This window comes from Kribbella sp. NPDC050281, from assembly GCF_040655855.1.
Taxonomy (GTDB): domain Bacteria; phylum Actinomycetota; class Actinomycetes; order Propionibacteriales; family Kribbellaceae; genus Kribbella.
Window position 1 is genome coordinate 41,279 of the sequence record NZ_JBFAKS010000027.1, and the last position, 17,436, is coordinate 58,714.

The 17,436-nt window shown below is 69.7% G+C and carries 17 protein-coding genes; 11 read left to right on the forward strand and 6 right to left on the reverse strand.

Annotation, left to right across the window (positions count from 1 at the left end; genetic code table 11):
• The first annotated feature begins 113 nt into the window (after positions 1-113).
• Complete coding sequence (locus tag AB0I34_RS26880) at positions 114-1,535, forward strand: aromatic amino acid lyase (RefSeq protein ID WP_360449996.1); 1,422 nt, start codon at positions 114-116, stop codon at positions 1,533-1,535.
• Here the strand turns inward: AB0I34_RS26880 and AB0I34_RS26885 are convergent.
• The 4 genes from AB0I34_RS26885 to AB0I34_RS26900 form a co-directional block, all read right to left on the reverse strand.
• A complete protein-coding gene (locus AB0I34_RS26885) occupies positions 1,532-2,743 on the reverse strand; it encodes an SGNH/GDSL hydrolase family protein (RefSeq protein WP_360449999.1) in 1,212 nt (403 codons plus the stop codon). The two genes, AB0I34_RS26880 and AB0I34_RS26885, sit on opposite strands and share 4 nt — an antisense overlap.
• 117 nt (positions 2,744-2,860) lie before the next feature.
• A complete protein-coding gene (locus AB0I34_RS26890; protein ID WP_360450002.1) occupies positions 2,861-3,619 on the reverse strand; it encodes an IclR family transcriptional regulator in 759 nt (252 codons plus the stop codon).
• A gap of 24 nt (positions 3,620-3,643) precedes the next feature.
• Positions 3,644-3,838, reverse strand: coding sequence for a hypothetical protein (locus AB0I34_RS26895; protein ID WP_360450004.1), 195 nt, complete (start codon positions 3,836-3,838; stop codon positions 3,644-3,646).
• Positions 3,835-4,731 carry a GNAT family N-acetyltransferase gene (locus tag AB0I34_RS26900; protein ID WP_360450007.1) on the reverse strand — a complete coding sequence of 299 codons (897 nt, stop codon included), beginning with the start codon at positions 4,729-4,731 and terminating at the stop codon, positions 3,835-3,837. The genes AB0I34_RS26895 and AB0I34_RS26900 overlap by 4 nt, the downstream gene beginning before the upstream one ends.
• Positions 4,732-4,835: 104 nt before the next feature.
• Between AB0I34_RS26900 and hutH the strand changes: the two genes are divergently transcribed.
• The 9 genes from hutH (at position 4,836) to hutI (ending at position 15,209) form a co-directional block, all read left to right on the forward strand.
• Positions 4,836-6,392 carry a histidine ammonia-lyase gene (hutH, locus tag AB0I34_RS26905; protein ID WP_360450009.1) on the forward strand — a complete coding sequence of 519 codons (1,557 nt, stop codon included), beginning with the start codon at positions 4,836-4,838 and terminating at the stop codon, positions 6,390-6,392.
• 16 nt (positions 6,393-6,408) lie between these two features.
• The gene (hutU, locus tag AB0I34_RS26910; protein WP_360450012.1) at positions 6,409-8,064 is read left to right on the forward strand and encodes a urocanate hydratase; all 1,656 of its coding nucleotides are present in this window, start codon (positions 6,409-6,411) and stop codon (positions 8,062-8,064) included.
• Positions 8,065-8,213: 149 nt separating this feature from the next.
• A complete protein-coding gene (locus tag AB0I34_RS26915) occupies positions 8,214-9,218 on the forward strand; it encodes an ABC transporter ATP-binding protein (protein ID WP_360450014.1) in 1,005 nt (334 codons plus the stop codon).
• The gene (locus tag AB0I34_RS26920; RefSeq protein ID WP_360450017.1) at positions 9,215-9,871 is read left to right on the forward strand and encodes an ABC transporter permease; all 657 of its coding nucleotides are present in this window, start codon (positions 9,215-9,217) and stop codon (positions 9,869-9,871) included. Before AB0I34_RS26915 ends, AB0I34_RS26920 begins: the two co-directional genes overlap by 4 nt.
• A 1-nt stretch (position 9,872) precedes the next feature.
• On the forward strand, positions 9,873-10,523 hold the full coding sequence (locus AB0I34_RS26925) for an ABC transporter permease (RefSeq protein ID WP_360450019.1): 651 nt from the start codon (positions 9,873-9,875) through the stop codon (positions 10,521-10,523).
• A 99-nt stretch (positions 10,524-10,622) separates the two neighbouring features.
• Complete coding sequence (locus tag AB0I34_RS26930; RefSeq protein ID WP_360450021.1) at positions 10,623-11,552, forward strand: ABC transporter substrate-binding protein; 930 nt, start codon at positions 10,623-10,625, stop codon at positions 11,550-11,552.
• Between the two features lie 2 nt (positions 11,553-11,554).
• Positions 11,555-12,742, forward strand: a complete 1,188-nt coding sequence (locus AB0I34_RS26935; RefSeq protein WP_360450023.1) for an allantoate amidohydrolase — start codon at positions 11,555-11,557, stop codon at positions 12,740-12,742.
• Positions 12,739-14,049, forward strand: a complete 1,311-nt coding sequence (locus tag AB0I34_RS26940; RefSeq protein WP_360450026.1) for a formimidoylglutamate deiminase — start codon at positions 12,739-12,741, stop codon at positions 14,047-14,049. Before AB0I34_RS26935 ends, AB0I34_RS26940 begins: the two co-directional genes overlap by 4 nt.
• Positions 14,046-15,209, forward strand: a complete 1,164-nt coding sequence (gene hutI / locus AB0I34_RS26945; protein WP_360450029.1) for an imidazolonepropionase — start codon at positions 14,046-14,048, stop codon at positions 15,207-15,209. The genes AB0I34_RS26940 and hutI overlap by 4 nt, the downstream gene beginning before the upstream one ends.
• A gap of 28 nt (positions 15,210-15,237) precedes the next feature.
• Here the strand turns inward: hutI and AB0I34_RS26950 are convergent, their stop codons facing one another.
• Positions 15,238-16,143: a DUF559 domain-containing protein gene (locus AB0I34_RS26950; protein ID WP_360450032.1), complete on the reverse strand. Its 906-nt coding sequence runs from the start codon at positions 16,141-16,143 to the stop codon at positions 15,238-15,240.
• 295 nt (positions 16,144-16,438) lie between these two features.
• Between AB0I34_RS26950 and AB0I34_RS26955 the strand changes: the two genes are divergently transcribed.
• Positions 16,439-16,870 carry a phosphoribosyltransferase family protein gene (locus AB0I34_RS26955; RefSeq protein WP_360450034.1) on the forward strand — a complete coding sequence of 144 codons (432 nt, stop codon included), beginning with the start codon at positions 16,439-16,441 and terminating at the stop codon, positions 16,868-16,870.
• On the opposite strand, the gene AB0I34_RS26960 is transcribed toward AB0I34_RS26955, so the two are convergent.
• Entirely contained in the window at positions 16,871-17,335 is a 465-nt protein-coding gene (locus AB0I34_RS26960; protein WP_360450037.1) for a GNAT family N-acetyltransferase, read from the reverse strand. It lies immediately after the preceding gene.
• Between the last annotated feature and the right edge of the window lie 101 nt (positions 17,336-17,436).

Here is a 17,436-nt window from a genome sequence, read left to right on the forward strand (position 1 = left end):
GGTCTTTTCCAGCCCGTCGCCTCGTTGAGGCGGCGGGCTTTTGTCTCGAATATGAGACAGAAAGCGCCGTCAGTGGCAGGCTGAATCGAGCGGTCAGGTCCCAGACTGGGGCTGTGGAACCGGTGGAGCTCTCGGGTGCTGGGCTGACGCCGCTGGAGGCCGTCGCGCTCGCGCAGCGCCGGACGGCCGTGCGGTTGAGCGACGACGCCCGGAAGCGGATGAGTGAGTCCGCGGCGGCCGTTGTCGAGGTGGCCCGATGGCGGCCGGTGTACGGGCGGACCACCGGGGTCGGCGCCAACCGGGACGTGCTGACCACGGATCCCGAGCACGGCGCCCGTTTGCTCGGATCGCATTCCACCACCGGTACGACGTCGTACCCAAAGGACGTGGTGCGGCTCGGACTGCTGATCCGGATCAACCAACTGGCGGCCGGTGGGTCCGGGCTCGATCCGGACGTCGCCGACGCGATCGTTGCCCTGCTCAACGATGGTGAGCTGCCGGATCTGCATCGCGGCGGTGCGATCGGCACCGGGGATCTCGGGCCGCTGGCCGAACTCGGGCTCGCACTCGGCGAGGTCATCGACGGCACCAGCGCGCTGCCCCTGCTGTCCAGCAACGCGATCACTTTGGCCGAGTGCTGTCTCGCGTACGTCGAGGCCTCTACGCTGATCAACGTCGTACCTCTGGTCGGAGCGCTGTCGCATGTCGCGCTCCGGGGCAACGCCGAGGTGTACGACGTCCGCGTGCACGAGGCCCGCCCGCAACCCGGTCAGGTGCGCGTGGCCCGCCGGATGCGCGGGCTGCTGGACGGCCTGCCGATCCCGTCGGCCCGGATCCAGGACCCCTTCGGCCTGCGCGCCTTCGCGCAGGTGCTCGGGCCGGCCGTCGACCACGTAGATGCCCTAGGCAACAGTTTGCGGATCGACATCAACGCGTCGGCCGAGAACCCGCTGGTGGCCGAGGACACCGTGCTGCACAACGGCAACTGGCACGCGATGCCGATCGCCCTCGCCCTCGACTCGCTCCGGCTCAGCCTGCACAGCGTCGCCACCCTGTCCACGTCGCGCGTCGCGAACCTGGTCGACCCGGAGTACACCGGCCTGAGCCGGTTCCTCGCCAGCGGTGCGGAGGCGAGCTCGGGCGTGATGATGATCGAGTACGTCGCCCACGACGCGCTGGCCGGGGTCCGGTCCGCGGCGCAGCCGGCGACTCTCGGTACGGCGACCTTGTCACGCGGAGCCGAGCACCATGCCAGCTTCGCGCCACAGGCCGCCGTACTGAGTGCTCAGCTTCTCGACGCGCTCCGGGAAGTGCTGGCCTGCGAACTCGTCACCGCGGTGCGGGCGATCCGGCTGGCAGGGCTGACGCCCGAGGATCTTGCTCCAGCCGCGGTCGGGCCGTGGCTGGCGGACGCGTTCGCCGCGTTGCCGCCCGATCTGACCGACCGGTCGCTGCGGGAGGACCTGGAGATCGCCCGTGGTCTGATGACGCAGTGGGGCGATCGCCAGGTCGAGCATCCCGCCGAGTCGGGCTAGAGCTGCGTCAGGTTGAACGCGGCGGCCATTGCCTTGAAGCCGTCGGCGTTCGGGTGCAGGTGGTCGCCGACGTCGTACGCCGGCAGCATCTTCGTCGGCGCCGCGGGATCGCGCACCGCCTTGTCGAAGTCGACCACGCCGTCGTACTCACCGGACGTCCGGATCCAGGTGTTCAGCGCCTGCCGATCCGCCTCACCTTCGGGCGAGTAGTAGCCGGCCCCTTCGTACGGCGTCAGCGTCGCGCCGATCGCCTTCAAACCGGCCTGATGCGCCCGCTGGATGAACTGCCGGTGCACCGCGATCAGGTCGGCCGGGTCGGTCGCCCCGCGGCTGCCGCCGATGTCGTTGATGCCTTCCAGCAGGACAACGGTCCGTACGCCGGCCTGCGCGATCACGTCGCGGTCGAACCGCGCCAGCGTCGAGTCACCCGCCGTACCCGCGTTGCTGAGCAGGCGGTTGCCGCTGATGCCGGCGTTCAGGACGCCGAGTTCGCGGGACGCCGGCTGGGCCAGCAGCCGGTCGGCCAACTGGTCCGGGTAGCGCAGGTTCTGGTCGACCGGCGACACCACGCCGTCGGTGATCGAGTCGCCGAACAGCACCACCGAGCCCCGCACCGAGCTCTTCACGTCGACGCCCTCGATGATGTAGCGCGCCGCGCCTGGAATCGCCTGGTACTGCGATCCGTCGCCGGCGGTCTGGTCACCGGTGGCGGAGAAGCCGGTCGCGAACCCGGCCGGATGCTGCGTGAGCGGACCGGTCGGGCCTGGGAAGTAGGTGCTGATCACCAGATCGGTGTCGTCCGGTACGACGACGCTCACCGGATCGGACACCCACTCGGCGCCGACCGGGATCGTGACCGACGCGCGGCCGCCGAACAGCACCGGGACCAGCTTGCTCGGCTCGACCGTCGGCGTACCGGCGAGGTCGTCGGCCCGCGGCGTGACGGTCGCCTTGCCGACAACGAGTGGAGACGTTCCGTAGACGTTCGACAACCGCAGCCGCAGCTCCGAGCCCCCGACTGACACGTGCGCCACCTGCCGCAACGTCGTATCCGTGACCCCGGTCGCCGACATCCCCGACGTACCCGGTGGAGTCACAGCGACCGACCAACTCCCAACCCAGTCCGGGGGCGCCCCGGCCGAGGCCGTAGGACTGACCGCAACAACAACCAGAGCCACCGCAACAACCAACTGCTTGACGCGACGCATGAGACCACCTTCGTCTGGGCGGATACGTGAGGTGTTCTCTTCGATCTCACCCGCAGTCACCGTCGCGGAGCAACCGGTCATCGGCGAACGGTCGAACCGCTGCGCTGGACGGAGAAATCAGCCGTGGAGGCGGCGGGTCAGGGCTGTGGCTGCCTGGCGGACTCGGTGGGCCAGGAGGTGGCGTTCGGAGGACGGTACGACGTCGGTGCGGAAGGTGACGCTGATGGCGGCGGCTGGGTGGCCGGCGTGGTCGACGGCGGCGCTGGCGACGGAGGCGACACCGGGGGTGATGAAGGAGTCCTCGACCGCGTAGCCCTGGCGTTTCTCATCCGTGAGGAGTCGGCGCAGCTGGGTGAGGGTCTGCGGTCCGTGATCGGTCCGGCGTACGAAGCTCTCGGGGTTGGGGAAGAGTGCGCGGACCTGGGCCGGCGGGAGCTCGGCGAGCAGAGCGCGGCCGGAGGCGGTGAGGGTGGCTGGGAGGCGTACGCCGACGTCCGTGACGAGGGTGACCGGACGCGGCGGCTGTTCTTTCAGCAGGTAGACGAGCTCGCGCCCGTGCAGCACGCCGAGGTGCGCGGTCTGGCCGACCTCGGCGACGAGCTGGACCAGCAGCGGACGCGCCAGCCGCTCGAGCGGATCGTGGCGGAGGTACGCCGATCCGATCTCGAACGCCGCTACGCCGAGCCCGTACCGCTTCTCCTCCGGGAGGTGCGCCACGAAGCCTTCGTCGATCATTGCCCGCAGCAAGTGGTACGTCGACGAGCGCGGCAGGCCGACCGCGGAGGCGATGCGCTCCATCGGCACCGGACCGGGCTGGGTGGCCAGGAACGTCAGCACCCGCAGGGTGCGGGTCGAGGCGGGAACGTTGCCGCTCACAACGGCAGCGTAGCCGCCCCGGTCTCAGATTCCGGACGATTGGTGCTTCCTGGCGCGGCTCCGCTTCAGCCAGAACCGCACTGCCTCGCCGGCGACCGCGAGCGCGAACAGCCCGCCGGTGATCGTCCAGTCGATGTCCTCGTCGGCCCCGGACAGCATGATCCCGACGCCGACCGACAGTACGGCGAAGAACGACAGCGAGATGATCAGCCGGTTCACAGCGCCTTCTCCGCGGTCCAGGAGGTGCGCGTCACCCGGTAGCCGAGCCACTCGTTCACCGCCAGCATCGGCGCGTTGCCTGCGTCGTTCCCGGTGTGCGCGGTGACGAACCCCGCATGCCGGGCTCGCGCCAGCGCCGTCGACTTCACCACCTTCGCCAGCCCCCGTCCGCGCGCGGACGGGATCGTGCCGGTCAGGTTCGACCAGATCACCTGCCGCTCGGGATCCGCGGTGGTGGTCACGAAGGACAGGACGGTGTCGCCGTCCAGCACCGCGACACTCAGGTCGCGTCGCAGGTCCGGGTGATCCCATTGCGCCGCAAGCCATTCGTCGTACGCCGGTGAGTCCGACAAGCCGCTGGGGTCACCATCGGCGACGGCGGTCGAGGCGAGCCAGATCTGCCGCGGGTCCACCTGGTCGTAGTCGACGACCCGCAAACCGTCGGGCGCCGGCAACGGCTCGGGTACGGCGCTCAGTTCGGCGCTGGAACCGCTCATCCGGCGACCGATGACGAAGCCGCGCTTGGTCGCGAACTCCTTCGACGCGTCGTCGTCGCTGACCACGATCAGCAGAGACGCGGCACCGACGCGCGCCGCCTCGGCGCCGATCGCGTCGGCCATCGCGGAACCGATGCCCCGCCGGCGCTGCTCCGGCGGCACGTGCACCGTGATCCGGACCCGCGGCTTGTCCTGCTCAGGACCGGGGAGGTACACATTCCCGTAGCCGACCACGTCCGGTCCGTCGACGGCGATGAGCACGACCCTGGTCGAGGTGTTGCGTAGCCCGGCCTCGACCCCGCGGGGCGTCATCACCAATTGCGGCATCACAGCGGCCCAGACCCGGGCGATTCCTACCGCATCCTCCGGCCTCGCCGTCCGGATCTCGAACACCATTCCTTGACTCTAGTGGGACGCGGGGTCCATGGATGTCTCAGATTCGAGACAGAAAGTGTACGGCGCTGCTGTCGGTTCCGGGTGCCGCGCGGTGCAATGAGCAGGTGAACGAGGTGAAGAACACAGCCGAGGTGATCGTCGGCACCGGACCGCTGGCTCCCGCCGACGTGGTCGCGGTGGCGCGGTACGGCGCGCGGGTACGGATCGACGACCAGGCGCTGGAAGAGATCGCGAAGTCGCGTGCGGCGATCGAGGCTCTGGCCCACGCGGACACTCCGCACTACGGAGTCTCGACCGGCTTCGGCGCGCTCGCGACCCGGCACATCGCGCCCGAGTTGCGGGCCCAGTTGCAGCGCAGCCTGGTCCGGTCGCACGCGGCCGGCTCCGGACCCGAGGTCGAGACCGAGGTCGTCCGGGCGCTTGCTCTGCTGCGCCTGTCCACCCTCGCCACCGGCCGCACCGGCGTGAAGGTCGAGACCGCCCAGGCGTACGCCGGCCTTCTCAACGCGCACGTGACTCCGGTGGTCCACGAGTACGGCAGTCTGGGCTGCTCCGGTGATCTCGCGCCGCTGTCCCACGTCGCGCTCGCGGTGATGGGCGAAGGCCCGGTGCGTGATGCCGAGGGCAACCTTCTTCCGGCGGGCGAGGCCCTGGCGGCGCGCGGACTCACACCGGTTGTGCTGGCAGAGAAGGAAGGCCTCGCGCTGATCAACGGCACCGACGGCATGCTCGGCATGCTGGTGCTCGCGCTGGCCGACCTCGACCGCCTGTTCAAGACCGCGGACATCGCCGCCGCGATGAGCGTCGAGGGGCAACTCGGCACCGACCGGGTGTTCGCCGAGGACCTGCAGGCGCTGCGACCGCACCCCGGCCAGGCCTTCGCCGCCGCCAACCTGCGAGCCATCCTCGCCGGCAGCGCCATCGTGGCCAGCCATCGCGGCCCGGACTGCAACCGGGTCCAGGATGCCTACTCACTGCGGTGTTCGCCGCAGGTGCACGGCGCGGCCCGGGACACCGCCGACCACGCGGCCACGGTCGCCGGCCGCGAGCTCGCCGCCGCGATCGACAACCCGGTCGTCCTGCCCGACGGTCGGGTCGAATCGAACGGCAACTTCCACGGCGCCCCGGTGGGGTACGTGCTCGACTTCCTCGCGATCGCCGTGGCGGACGTCGCCGGCATCAGCGAACGCCGTACCGATCGCTTCCTCGATGTTGCGCGCAACCATGGGCTGAACGCCTTCCTGGCCGACGATCCCGGCGTCGACAGCGGCCACATGATCGCGCAGTACACGCAGGCCGCGATCGTGTCCGAGCTGAAGCGGCTCGCCGTACCGGCCAGCGTGGACTCGATCCCGAGCAGTGCGATGCAGGAGGACCACGTCTCGATGGGCTGGTCGGCCGCGCGCAAGCTGCGCAAGGCGATCGACGGGCTGCAGCGGGTCCTTGCGATCGAGATCCTGACCGGCGCGCGGGCGCTCGACCTGCGCGCACCACTGACCCCGGCCCCGGCCACCGCCGCCGTCCGGGCCGCCCTGCGTGAGTACGTCGACGGGCCGGGCACCGACCGGCACCTCGCTCCCGAACTCGAGCACTCCGTCCGCCTTGTTGCCGACGGCACCTACTTGTCCGCAGTCGAGACCGTCACCGGCCCCCTGTCATAGAAAGGCTGGATCACCCATGTCCGGACCCCGTCCTGTGCGCGCGCCCCGCGGCACCACCCTGACCGCCCGCGGCTGGCAGCAGGAGGCCGCGCTGCGGATGCTGCAGAACAACCTCGACCCCGAGGTCGCCGAGCACCCCGACGAGCTGGTCGTGTACGGCGGTTCCGGCAAGGCGGCGCGGGACTGGAACTCGTTCGACGCGATGGTCCGGACGCTGACCACGCTGAAGGACGACGAGACGATGCTGGTGCAGTCCGGCCGGCCGGTCGGCGTACTGCAGACGCACGAGTGGGCGCCGCGGGTACTGATCGCGAACTCGAACCTGGTCGGCGACTGGGCCACCTGGGAGGAGTTCCGCCGGCTCGAGGCGCTGGGTCTGACCATGTACGGGCAGATGACGGCCGGGTCGTGGATCTACATCGGCACCCAGGGGATCCTGCAGGGCACGTACGAGACGTTCGCCGCGGTCGCGGCGAAGAAGTTCGGCGGCACGCTGGCCGGCACCATCACGCTGACCGCCGGCCTCGGCGGCATGGGCGGCGCACAGCCGCTGGCCGTCACGATGAACGACGGCGTGGCGATCTGCATCGACGTCGACTCCTCCCGGATCGACCGGCGGATCGAGCACCGGTACCTCGACGTTCGCGCCGACTCGCTCGAGGATGCGCTGCGGCTCGCCGAGGAGGCCAAGAAGGCCCGCCGGCCGCTGTCGATCGGTGTCCTGGGCAACGCCGCGGTGATCGTGCCGGAGCTGCTCGAGCTGGGCGCGCCGATCGACATCGTCACCGACCAGACCTCGGCGCACGACCCGTTGATGTACCTGCCGGTGGGGATCGACTTCGACGACTGGTCCGCCGCCCGGGAGACGGACCCGGCCGGCTTCACCGAACGCGCGCAGGCCTCGATGGCGCGGCACGTCGCCGCGATGGTGGGCTTCCAGGACGCGGGGGCGGAGGTCTTCGACTACGGCAACTCGATCCGCGACGAGGCCCGCAAGGCCGGGTTCTCCCGGGCGTTCGAGTTCCCCGGCTTCGTGCCGGCGTACATCCGGCCGTTGTTCTGCGAGGGGAAGGGCCCGTTCCGGTGGGCGGCGCTGTCGGGCAACCCGGCCGATATCGCGAAGACCGACGCAGCGATCCTCGATCTGTTCGGAGACAACGAGCACCTGACCCGCTGGATCAAGATGGCCGGCGAGCGGGTCGCGTTCCAGGGTCTGCCGGCCCGGATCTGCTGGCTCGGCCAGGGCGAGCGGGACAAGGCCGGCGTCCGGTTCAACGACATGGTCGCCTCGGGTGAACTCGAGGCCCCGATCGTCATCGGCCGGGACCACCTGGACACCGGCAGCGTGGCCTCGCCGTACCGCGAGACCGAAGGAATGCTCGACGGCTCGGACGCGATCGCGGACTGGCCGTTGCTGAACGCAATGGTGAACGTGGCCAGCGGCGCGTCCTGGGTGTCGATCCACCACGGCGGCGGCGTCGGCATCGGCCGGTCCATCCACGCCGGCCAGGTATCGGTTGCCGACGGCACCGACCTGGCCCGGCAGAAGCTGGAACGGGTCCTCACCAACGACCCCGCGATGGGTGTCATCCGGCACGTGGACGCGGGCTACGACAACGCCGCGGAGGTCGCGGCCGAGCAAGGCGTCAGGGTTCCGATGCAGGAGTCCTGAGCCGGATCATGTGACAGCGTGCGACCATGGCATTCTCTACCGTTATGGTGCACTTTCCCGGGGAACCGGAAACCGGTCGGCCGCGTGGTTTCGGTCTCCGGTTCCGCTAGGGTCTTTCGGGCGACCGACGACGAGCGCGAAGGGGCGCCATGATCGAGTTCGAGGACGTCACCAAGCGGTATCCGGACGGCACCGTGGCCGTTGACAACCTGTCCCTGCGGATCCCGAGCGGTCAGATCACCGTGTTCGTCGGGCCTTCGGGCTGCGGCAAGACCACGTCGTTGCGGATGATCAACCGCACGATCGAGCGCACCGGTGGGCGCATCTCGATCGACGGTGAGGACATCAACAGCAAGGACGCCGTGACACTGCGGCGCGGCATCGGCTACGTGATCCAGCACGCGGGGCTGTTCCCGCACAAAACGGTCGTGGACAACGTCGCCACCGTGCCGAAGCTGCTCGGCTGGGACAAACGCAAGACCCGCGCCACCGCGATGGAGCTGCTGGAGCGCGTCGGCCTCGACCTCAAGCTGGCCGAGCGGTATCCGACCCAGCTGTCCGGTGGCCAGCAGCAACGAGTCGGTGTTGCCCGCGCGCTCGCGGCCGACCCGGCGATCATGCTGATGGACGAGCCGTTCAGCGCCGTCGACCCGATCGTGCGCAACCAGCTGCAGGAGGAACTGCTCCGGCTGCAACGCGACATCGGCAAGACCATCGTGTTCGTCACCCACGACATCGACGAGGCGATCAAGCTCGGCGACAACGTCGCGGTACTGCGCACCGGCGGCAAGCTCGCCCAGTTCTCTCCGCCGGCCGAGTTGCTGGCCAACCCGGTCGACGACTTCGTCCGGGGATTCGTCGGGCAGGACCGTGGTTACCGCGCCCTGACCTTCGTGCACCCTGACGACCTGCCGCTGAAACCGTTGCCGTCCGACCTGATCCTGGACGACGACGGCGTGCCGGTCGGCTGGCGGATCGAGACCGCGGACGAGATGCAGCCGCTCGGTGCCGTGTTCACCCGCGGTGACTCGCTGCGCGCAGCCCTCGACGCCGTCCTCACCTCGCCGTCGGGCTATGGCGTCTGCGTGGACGACGCCGGCCGCGCGATCGGTGTCGTCGACCAGGCGATCGTCGCAGAGGCCCTACGCCCATGACCTGGATCGGCGACAACCTCGGGCTGATCTGGGAACAGTTGCGCGAGCACATCTACCTGTCGATCGTCCCGGTGATCCTCGGGCTGCTGATCTCGGTGCCGCTGGGCTACATCGCGGTCCGGTTCAACTGGCTGGCGAACCCGCTGATCGCGTTCGGCGGCGTGCTGTACTCGCTGCCGTCGATCGCGCTGTTCATCGTCATCCCGGCGATCCTCGGCACCAAGGTGCTATCCACGGTCAACATCATCATCGCGCTAACCATCTACACGGTCTCGCTGCTGATCCGGAACGTGATCGACGGACTCCGCTCCGTGCCGGTCGAGGTCAGACAGTCGGCGGTCGCGGTCGGGTACAGCCCGCTGCACCGGCTGATCGCGATCGACCTGCCGATCGCCGTACCGGTGATCTTCGCCGGTCTGCGCGTCGTCACCGTCGCGAACATCTCGATGGTCAGCATCGGTGCGGTGATCGGCATCGGTGGCCTGGGTGAGCTGTTCACCCTGGGGTTCCAGAAGGACTTCCTGACCCCGGTCGTCGTCGGCGTGGTCCTCTCGCTGCTGCTGGCCCTGGTGGCCGATGTGGTTCTGGTCACCTCGCAACGGCTGCTGACGCCGTGGGCACGCATCACCGCCACTCCGGTGGAGGTGGGCTGACATGTGGGGCTACCTGACCGACGCCTACAACTGGTCCGGGAACGAAGGTATCTGGGCGCGGATTCTGGAGCACCTCTGGTACACCTTTGCTGCGCTCGGGATCTCCGCGGTGATCGCGTTGCCGATCGGGCTGCGGATCGGGCACACCCGCAGGGGCGCGTTCCTCGCGATCAACCTCGGCAACGCCGCCCGCGCGCTGCCGAGCCTCGGCCTGCTGATGCTCGCGGTCCTGATCACCGACCAGATCGGCTTCGTGCCGGTGCTGATCGCCCTGGTGGCGCTCGGCGTGCCGCCGATCCTGGCCTCGACGTACGCCGGTCTGTCCGGTGTCGATCCGGCCACGATCGACGCCGCCCGGGGGATGGGGATGACCGGTCGCGAGATCCTGACCAAGGTGGAGATCCCGATCGCGATGCCGCTGATCATCTCCGGTCTGCGCGGCGCCGCCCTGCAGATCGTGTCCACGGCCACGATCGCCGCGCTGGTGGCGCTCGGCGGGCTCGGCCGCTACGTGGTCGACGGGCTGAAGCTCCGCGACTTCCCGCAGATGTTCACCGGTGCGCTGCTGGTGGCCCTGCTCGCCATCGCCATCGACGCACTCTTCGCACTGATCGGCCGGGTCGCCGTGTCCGACGGCCTCAAGGCCGACTGACTGTCCGACGTATCTGATGAACTGGACGAATCTGATGAACCGCCCCATCGAAACATCCACCGGCACCTGCCGGTGGCTGACGAGACACTGGAGGCTCTCGTGTTGAGATCCACACTCATCCGTACTGCGATCGCCGGGGTGGCGGTGCTTGGCCTGGCCGGTTGTGGGGGTGGGGGCGACCAGCTCGGCGACAACGACGCGGGGTCCTCGCCCGCGCCGTCCAAGGTGAGCAGCATCACCGTCGGCTCCGCCGACTTCTCCGAGAGCCAGCTGCTGGCCGAGATCTACGGCCAGGCGCTGGCCGGCAAGGGTATCGAGGTCAAGAAGAAGCCGAACATCGGCAACCGCGAGACCTACATGGCCGCGATCAAGGACGGTTCCGTCGACCTGGTGCCGGAGTACACCGGCGCCGCGCTGGCGTACTTCGACAAGAACTCCACGGAGACCACCGAGGACGGGGCGTACGACGCGCTCAAGAAGGCGGTCACCCCGGGCCTGGAGGTGCTGGACAAGTCCCCGGCCACCGACGAGGACACCATCGTGGTCACCAAGGCGACCGCGGACAAGTACTCCCTGAAGTCGCTGGCCGACCTGAAGCCGGTCGGCAAGGAGATGGTCGCGGGCGGTAGCTCGGAGTTCAAGGTCCGTGACGCGGGTCTGAAGGGCCTGAAGGAGAAGTACGGCGTCGAGTTCAAGCAGTACCTGCCGCTGGACGCCGGTGGCCCGCTGAGCCAGAAGGCGCTGCTGGACAACAAGATCCAGCTGACCAATCTGTTCACCACGCAGTCGGTGATCAAGGAGAAGGGACTGGTCCAGCTCGAGGACCCGGAGAACATCCTGCCGCCGAACAACGTCGTTCCGCTGATCCGGACCGACCACAAGTCCGACGACGTCGCGGCCACGCTGAACGCGGTCTCGGCCAAGCTCACCACCGACTCCCTGACCGAACTGGTCAAGCGGATCGACGTCGGCAAGGAGAGCGCGGACGCGGTCGCGAAGGACTGGCTGGCGCAGAACCCGCTGACCTGACCTTGAGCTTCGAACAGATGTGGGCGGCGCTGGCCGCCATCGGCAAGGACCCGTCCACGGGCGGGTACCACCGAGGCGGCTGGACCCCCACCGAACGCACGGCGACGCACTGGTTCCGGGACCAGTGCGGCGCCCGCAACCTCACCCTCGAATCCGACGGCGTAGGCAACCTCATCGCCTGGTGGGGTCCTTCCGACCAGCCAGGCATCGTGACTGGGAGCCATTTGGATTCGGTGATCGATGGTGGGGCTTTTGACGGGCCGTTGGGGGTGGTTTCGGCGCTGGCCGCTGTGGATCTGTTGAGGAAGGACGGGTTCACGCCGTCGGTGCCGATCGGGGTGGGGGCGTTCGTCGAGGAGGAGGGGTCGCGGTTCGGGATGCCCTGTCTGGGGTCTCGGGTAGCGGCTGGAGTGTTGCCTGCCGAGAAGGCGCTGGGGTTGAAGGACCGCGGCGGCGTGACTCTCGCGCAGGCATTGGAGGCGGCGGGGACGGATCCGGCCGGGGTCGGACCATCGGCGTTCCTCGACCGGATGGGCACGTTCATCGAGTTGCACGTCGAGCAGGGCCGCGGACTGACGGCGCCGGTGGGGGTAGCGAGCTCGATCTGGCCGCACGGCCGCTACCGGTTCACCTTCAGCGGGGAGGCCAACCACGCCGGTACGACGCTGATGGAGGACCGGCACGACCCGATGCTCACCTACGCGATGACCGCGCTCGCCGCGAACAAGCAGGCCCGCCTTGCGGGTGCCCGCGCGACGTTCGGCCGAGTTTCCGTCGAGCCTAACGGCACGAACGCCGTACCGTCCCAGGTGACCGCCTGGCTCGACGCCCGCGCAGCAGACGATGCAACCCTGAACTCGTTGCTCGCGGCAATCACCAAACAGGCCACCGAACGTGCCGAGCGGGACGGTACGACGCTCACCGTGACACCCGAGTCCGTCTCACCCATCGTGGACTTCCCAGCCGGCCTCCGCGACCGCCTGGTCGACGTACTGAACGGAGCACCCGTGCTCCCAACCGGCGCCGGCCACGACGCCGGCGTGTTCTCGGCCGCCGGGATCCCGACCGCGATGCTGTTCGTGCGGAACCCGACCGGCATCTCGCACTCCCCGGCCGAGTACGCGGAAGAGGACGACTGTCTGGCCGGCGTCGAGGCCCTGGCCGCCGTACTGAGGGATCTCGCGAAGTGACGTCGTACTGGTGCGCTCGCGCGTTGCTCCCGGGCGGCATCGCCGACAAAGTACTGGTGACCATCGCCGACGGACGCTTCACGTCGGTCGAGGCCGGCGCGGACCCAGGCGACGCGACGAGGCTCGACGGCCTCGTCCTACCGGGCCTCGCGAACTGCCACAGCCACGCCTTCCACCGTGCGCTGCGCGGCCGGACGCAAACCGAGCGCGGGACGTTCTGGACATGGCGCGAGCAGATGTACGCCGTCGCGTCGATGCTGACCCCGGAGTCGTACTACGCCCTCGCGCGCGCCGTGTACGGCGAGATGCTGCTCGCCGGCATCACCGCCGTCGGCGAGTTCCACTACCTGCACCACGCCCCCGGCGGCCGCCGGTACGACGATCCGAACGCGATGGGTACGGCGCTGATCGCGGCGGCCCGCGACGTCGGCATGCGCATCACCCTGCTGGACACGTGCTACATCGCCGGTGGGATCGACCAGCCGCTGAACTCGGTCCAGGTGCGCTTCAGCGACGGCGACGCCGCGAGCTGGGCTGCCCGCGTTTCACTGCTCGCAGGATCCCACGACGTCGTGATCGGCGCGGCCGCCCACTCCGTCCGCGGCGTGCCGCAGGAGCAACTCGGCGCGGTCGCCTCGGCGTTCCCCGACGTACCGCTCCATATTCATCTGTCCGAGCAGGTGGGGGAGAACGCCGCCTGCCTGGACGCGTACGGCCGGACGCCGGCGCAGGTGCTCGACGAAGCCGGGTTCCTCAGCGGCCGGACGAGTGCTGTCCACGCGACGCACCTGACTGATGTCGACGTCGGCCTGCTGGGCAGCTCGGCGACGTACTCCTGCTTCTGCCCGACCACCGAGCGGGACCTGGCCGACGGCATCGGCCCGTCTGTGGCGCTGCGCGATGCCGGGTCGCCGTTGACGCTCGGGTCGGACAGCCACGCGGTGATCGATCTGTTCGAGGAGATGCGCGCGGTGGAGCTGGACGAACGGCTCGCCTCCCGGGAGCGCGGCCATTGGTCCGCGTCGGAGCTGCTGAAGGCCGCGACGACCGATGGTCACCGGTCCCTCGGGTTCGCCGACGCGGGCGTGATCGAGGTGGGTGCGCGCGCCGACCTGGTCGCCGTACGGCTGGACAGTGCCCGTACGGCGGGCACCGGAGGGACCGTGGAGACGGCGGTGTTCGCAGCCTCGGCCGCCGACGTGACGGACGTGATCACCGGCGGCCGGCTTGTCGTTGCTGGAGGCAAGCATGCCGCGATGGACGTGGCCGCTGAGCTCGAGGTCTCGATCGCGGCGGTGACGGAATGACCTCGCTGCTGCTGACCGGCATCAGTTCGCTGGTGACCAACGATCCTGCCCGGGGTGGCTTGCTCGGCGAGATGCGGGATGCCGCGCTGGTGATCGAGGGCAGCAAGATCGCGTGGGTCGGGTCGCGGCGGGAGGCGCCGGCCGCGGACGGCGCAATCGACGTCGGCGGGCGCGCGGTGATCCCGGGGTTCGTCGACTCGCATGCGCATCTGGTGTTCGCCGGTGACCGGGCCGAGGAGTTCGCGGCCCGCATGACAGGTACGCCGTACTCCGCCGGCGGGATCCGGACGACGGTCGCGGCGACCCGGCAGGCGACCGATGAGCAGTTGACGGCGAACGTTGCCCGGCTGGTCACCGAGATGCGGCGGCAGGGGACCACGACGGTCGAGATCAAGTCCGGGTACGGGCTGACCGTCGCGGACGAGGCGCGGGCGCTCGAGATCGCGGGACAGTTCACGGACGAGACGACGTACCTGGGCGCGCACGTCGTACCGGCCGAGTACGCCGACGATCCGGCGGGGTATGTGTCGCTGGTGACCGGGCCGATGCTCGACGCGGCTGCCGGGCACGCGAAGTGGGTCGATGTGTTCGTGGAGCGCGGGGCGTTCGACGAGGGCCAGGGCCGGGCGATCCTCGAGGCCGGTCTGGCTCGCGGTCTGGGGGCTCGAGTGCATGCGAATCAGCTCGGCGAGGGCCCTGGTGTCCAGCTGGCCTGCTCGGTCGGCGCTGCCGCGGCTGACCACTGCACCTACCTCACCGACGCGGACGTCGAGGCCCTCGCGTCCAGTGGTGTCGTCGCCGGGCTCCTCCCGGCGATCGAGTTCTCCACGCGGTCGCCGTATCCGAATGCCCGCTGCCTCATCGACGCCGGAGTCACCGTCGCCCTCGCGACCGACTGCAACCCAGGCTCGGGCTACTCCTCTTCGATGCCCTTCTGCATCGCCCTCGCGGTCCGCGAGATGCACATGACCCCCGAAGAAGCCCTCTGGTCCGCCACCGCCGGCGGCGCCGCGTCCCTCCGCCGCACCGACATAGGCCACCTCACCCCAGGCGCCCAAGCCGACCTCACCGTCCTCGACGCCCCCACCCACCTACACCTCTCCTACCGCCCCGCCGTCCCCCTCGTGTCCCGAACCTTCGCGGCCGGCCGGCCGGTGTGAGCTGCGTACCGCCAGGCCATCACAACTGTCACCCGGCCGCCGCATCACGGAGGAACAGGTCGCTCTGCGGCACGTTGTGATGGCCTGGCGATACGGCCATTGCCTGCCGGATCGCCTCCACGACCCAGCCGCGGTCGAACATGACGTCCTCCCATGAGAACCGGAGCAACCGCCAACCGCGGAGCGTGAGGTTGACGTGCCGGCGGCAGTCACGCGTCAGCGCGGTCCGCGTGCTGTGATACGCGAAGCCGTCCGCCTCGAGTGCGATGAGCAGACCAGGGTGGCCAAGATCGATCCGTGCGGAGAAGGTGCCGTCCCGGACGACGACCTGGGGTACGAAGCCATCGATACCCGCCTCGATCAGGATCGACCGGAGGACGGACTCCAAGGGCGACTCCGCGCGACCATCCGCGGCGGCTGCGATTCGTCGGGCCCGGCGGGAACCGGGGCCGACGAGCTCGGCGGCCGCGATCAGCAGCTGCGCCCGATCGAGCGCGCCGAGTCGCAGTGCCGAGTCCGCGACCGTGAGGGCGGCCTCGAACGGGAGCGTACGAGCGCAGTCCAGCACCGTCCGGAGCTTGCCGGTGCACCGGTCCTCGGACGGGACATCGTCTGCCCAGTGCAGTTCACACTGGATCGGGCTCAACCGGCGGTGCTGGCCACGCGGCACCGTGACCTGGGGCTTGTCCGGCAGGTCGAGCACCGAGAAGCCATGCAGAACAGCGGCGCTCAGGTGCGACACCAGCCCGCCCTGGGCCCGCGCTGCGGCGAGCGGGTCAGGGACAGGCGGTAGGGCATACACCCCCTTCGCGATCCGGCGGATCGCTCCGTCGGCCAGGCCACCGCGGATGGCGCGGGCGGGGACGAGCGCCCGAAGCTCGGCGTACGTCGCAGTGCCCGCGCGCCGGTGGAGGACGTCAACGACCTGGGACATCCGACGAGGATCGCGGAAACCGGCCCGCCCCGTCGGAGGTTGTCCACAGGCGGACCGCCAGGCCATCACAATCGGCGGCCGGCGGGCGGTCCCCGGTGGCAGAGGCGGCCAGGCCGGCCGTTGTGATGGCCTGGCGGTCCGCAAACCAGATGCGCGCCGAAGCGGCGGCCGTCACGCTGGGGGTATGGACAGGGAGCTGGGGTTGCGGTTGCGGTCGGCGTTTCGGTGGCGGACGGATCGGGGCGTGTGAAGTAGTTACGCCGACGTCACCGGGTGGTGGCGCGACGCTGAGCTGTTGCGGGAGCTTGGGCCGGCGTTGGGGAGTCTGTACGACGTGACGCCGACGGTCGTGGTGGGGCCGGTTTCGCGTGGTGCGTTGGTTGGCGCGTTGACGGCGGCGGCTCTTGGGGTCGGGTTCGTGGAGATGCGGAAGAACGCCGCGCCGGCGACCGACAGCGATCGGTGGGTGCAGCGGACGACGGGACCGGACTACCGCGACCGCCACGTCGTGTTCGGCTTCCGGCGGGACCTGGTCCGGGCTGGTGACCGAGTGCTTCTGGTCGACGACTGGGCGGATACGGGTGCGACCGCGGTCACTGCCCGCCAGTTGGTGGAGGACAGCGGCGCGCAGTGGATCGGTGCGGCCTGCATCGTCGATGGCCTCACCGATGCCAGATTGCGCCACGACCTCCCACTGCGGGCACTGCTCAACGTCCGGGCGCTGTGATCAGAGGTCTTTGGCCATCAGCGCCGTGGTGGCACCGGTGGGCAGGCGCTGCTTGCCCACCTCGATGTACCCACGGGAGGCGTGGAAGCCGAGGCCGGCCGGGTCGGGCGGGTCGGAGCGGACCCGGGCCACAACCCGGTCGAACGGCTTCGCGGCCCGCTCGATCGCGCGGTAGACCGCCGTGCCGATCCCACGGCGGCGGCGCTCCTCGGCGACCACGATCCGCTCGACCAGCAGGAACCGGTCCGCGTACGTCGCGGCGAACCACTCGAACTCGAGACCGTCGTACGCGGACCCCGGCGTGAAGGTGAGGACGAAGCCGACCGGGCGGCTGTCCTCCTCGACCACGACAGCATGAGCGGCGATCAGGCGGAGCCAGTCCAGCCGGGCAGGTCCGAGCGGCTCGACCAACCCTTCCGCGGTGGCATTCAAAGCAAGCACCGCGGCGTCGTCAGCGGTTGTCATCGGGCGGAGCTTCACGGTGAACACCCTCCCACGGAAAGCCTTGTCCACGGCAGGGGTCAGTTCGGGTCCACCCTGGCCCGTCCCTGGCCGTGACCCGGAAA

Coding starts and splice junctions, on each gene's coding strand:
- AB0I34_RS26885 (WP_360449999.1), bottom strand. CDS start 2,743: ATGCGTCGCGTCAAGCAGTTGGTTGTTGCGGTGGCTCTGGTTGTTGTT.
- AB0I34_RS26900 (WP_360450007.1), bottom strand. CDS start 4,731: ATGGTGTTCGAGATCCGGACGGCGAGGCCGGAGGATGCGGTAGGAATC.
- hutU (WP_360450012.1), top strand. CDS start 6,409: ATGTCCGGACCCCGTCCTGTGCGCGCGCCCCGCGGCACCACCCTGACC.
- AB0I34_RS26915 (WP_360450014.1), top strand. CDS start 8,214: ATGATCGAGTTCGAGGACGTCACCAAGCGGTATCCGGACGGCACCGTG.
- AB0I34_RS26920 (WP_360450017.1), top strand. CDS start 9,215: ATGACCTGGATCGGCGACAACCTCGGGCTGATCTGGGAACAGTTGCGC.
- AB0I34_RS26925 (WP_360450019.1), top strand. CDS start 9,873: ATGTGGGGCTACCTGACCGACGCCTACAACTGGTCCGGGAACGAAGGT.
- hutI (WP_360450029.1), top strand. CDS start 14,046: ATGACCTCGCTGCTGCTGACCGGCATCAGTTCGCTGGTGACCAACGAT.
- AB0I34_RS26950 (WP_360450032.1), bottom strand. CDS start 16,143: ATGTCCCAGGTCGTTGACGTCCTCCACCGGCGCGCGGGCACTGCGACG.
- AB0I34_RS26960 (WP_360450037.1), bottom strand. CDS start 17,335: ATGACAACCGCTGACGACGCCGCGGTGCTTGCTTTGAATGCCACCGCG.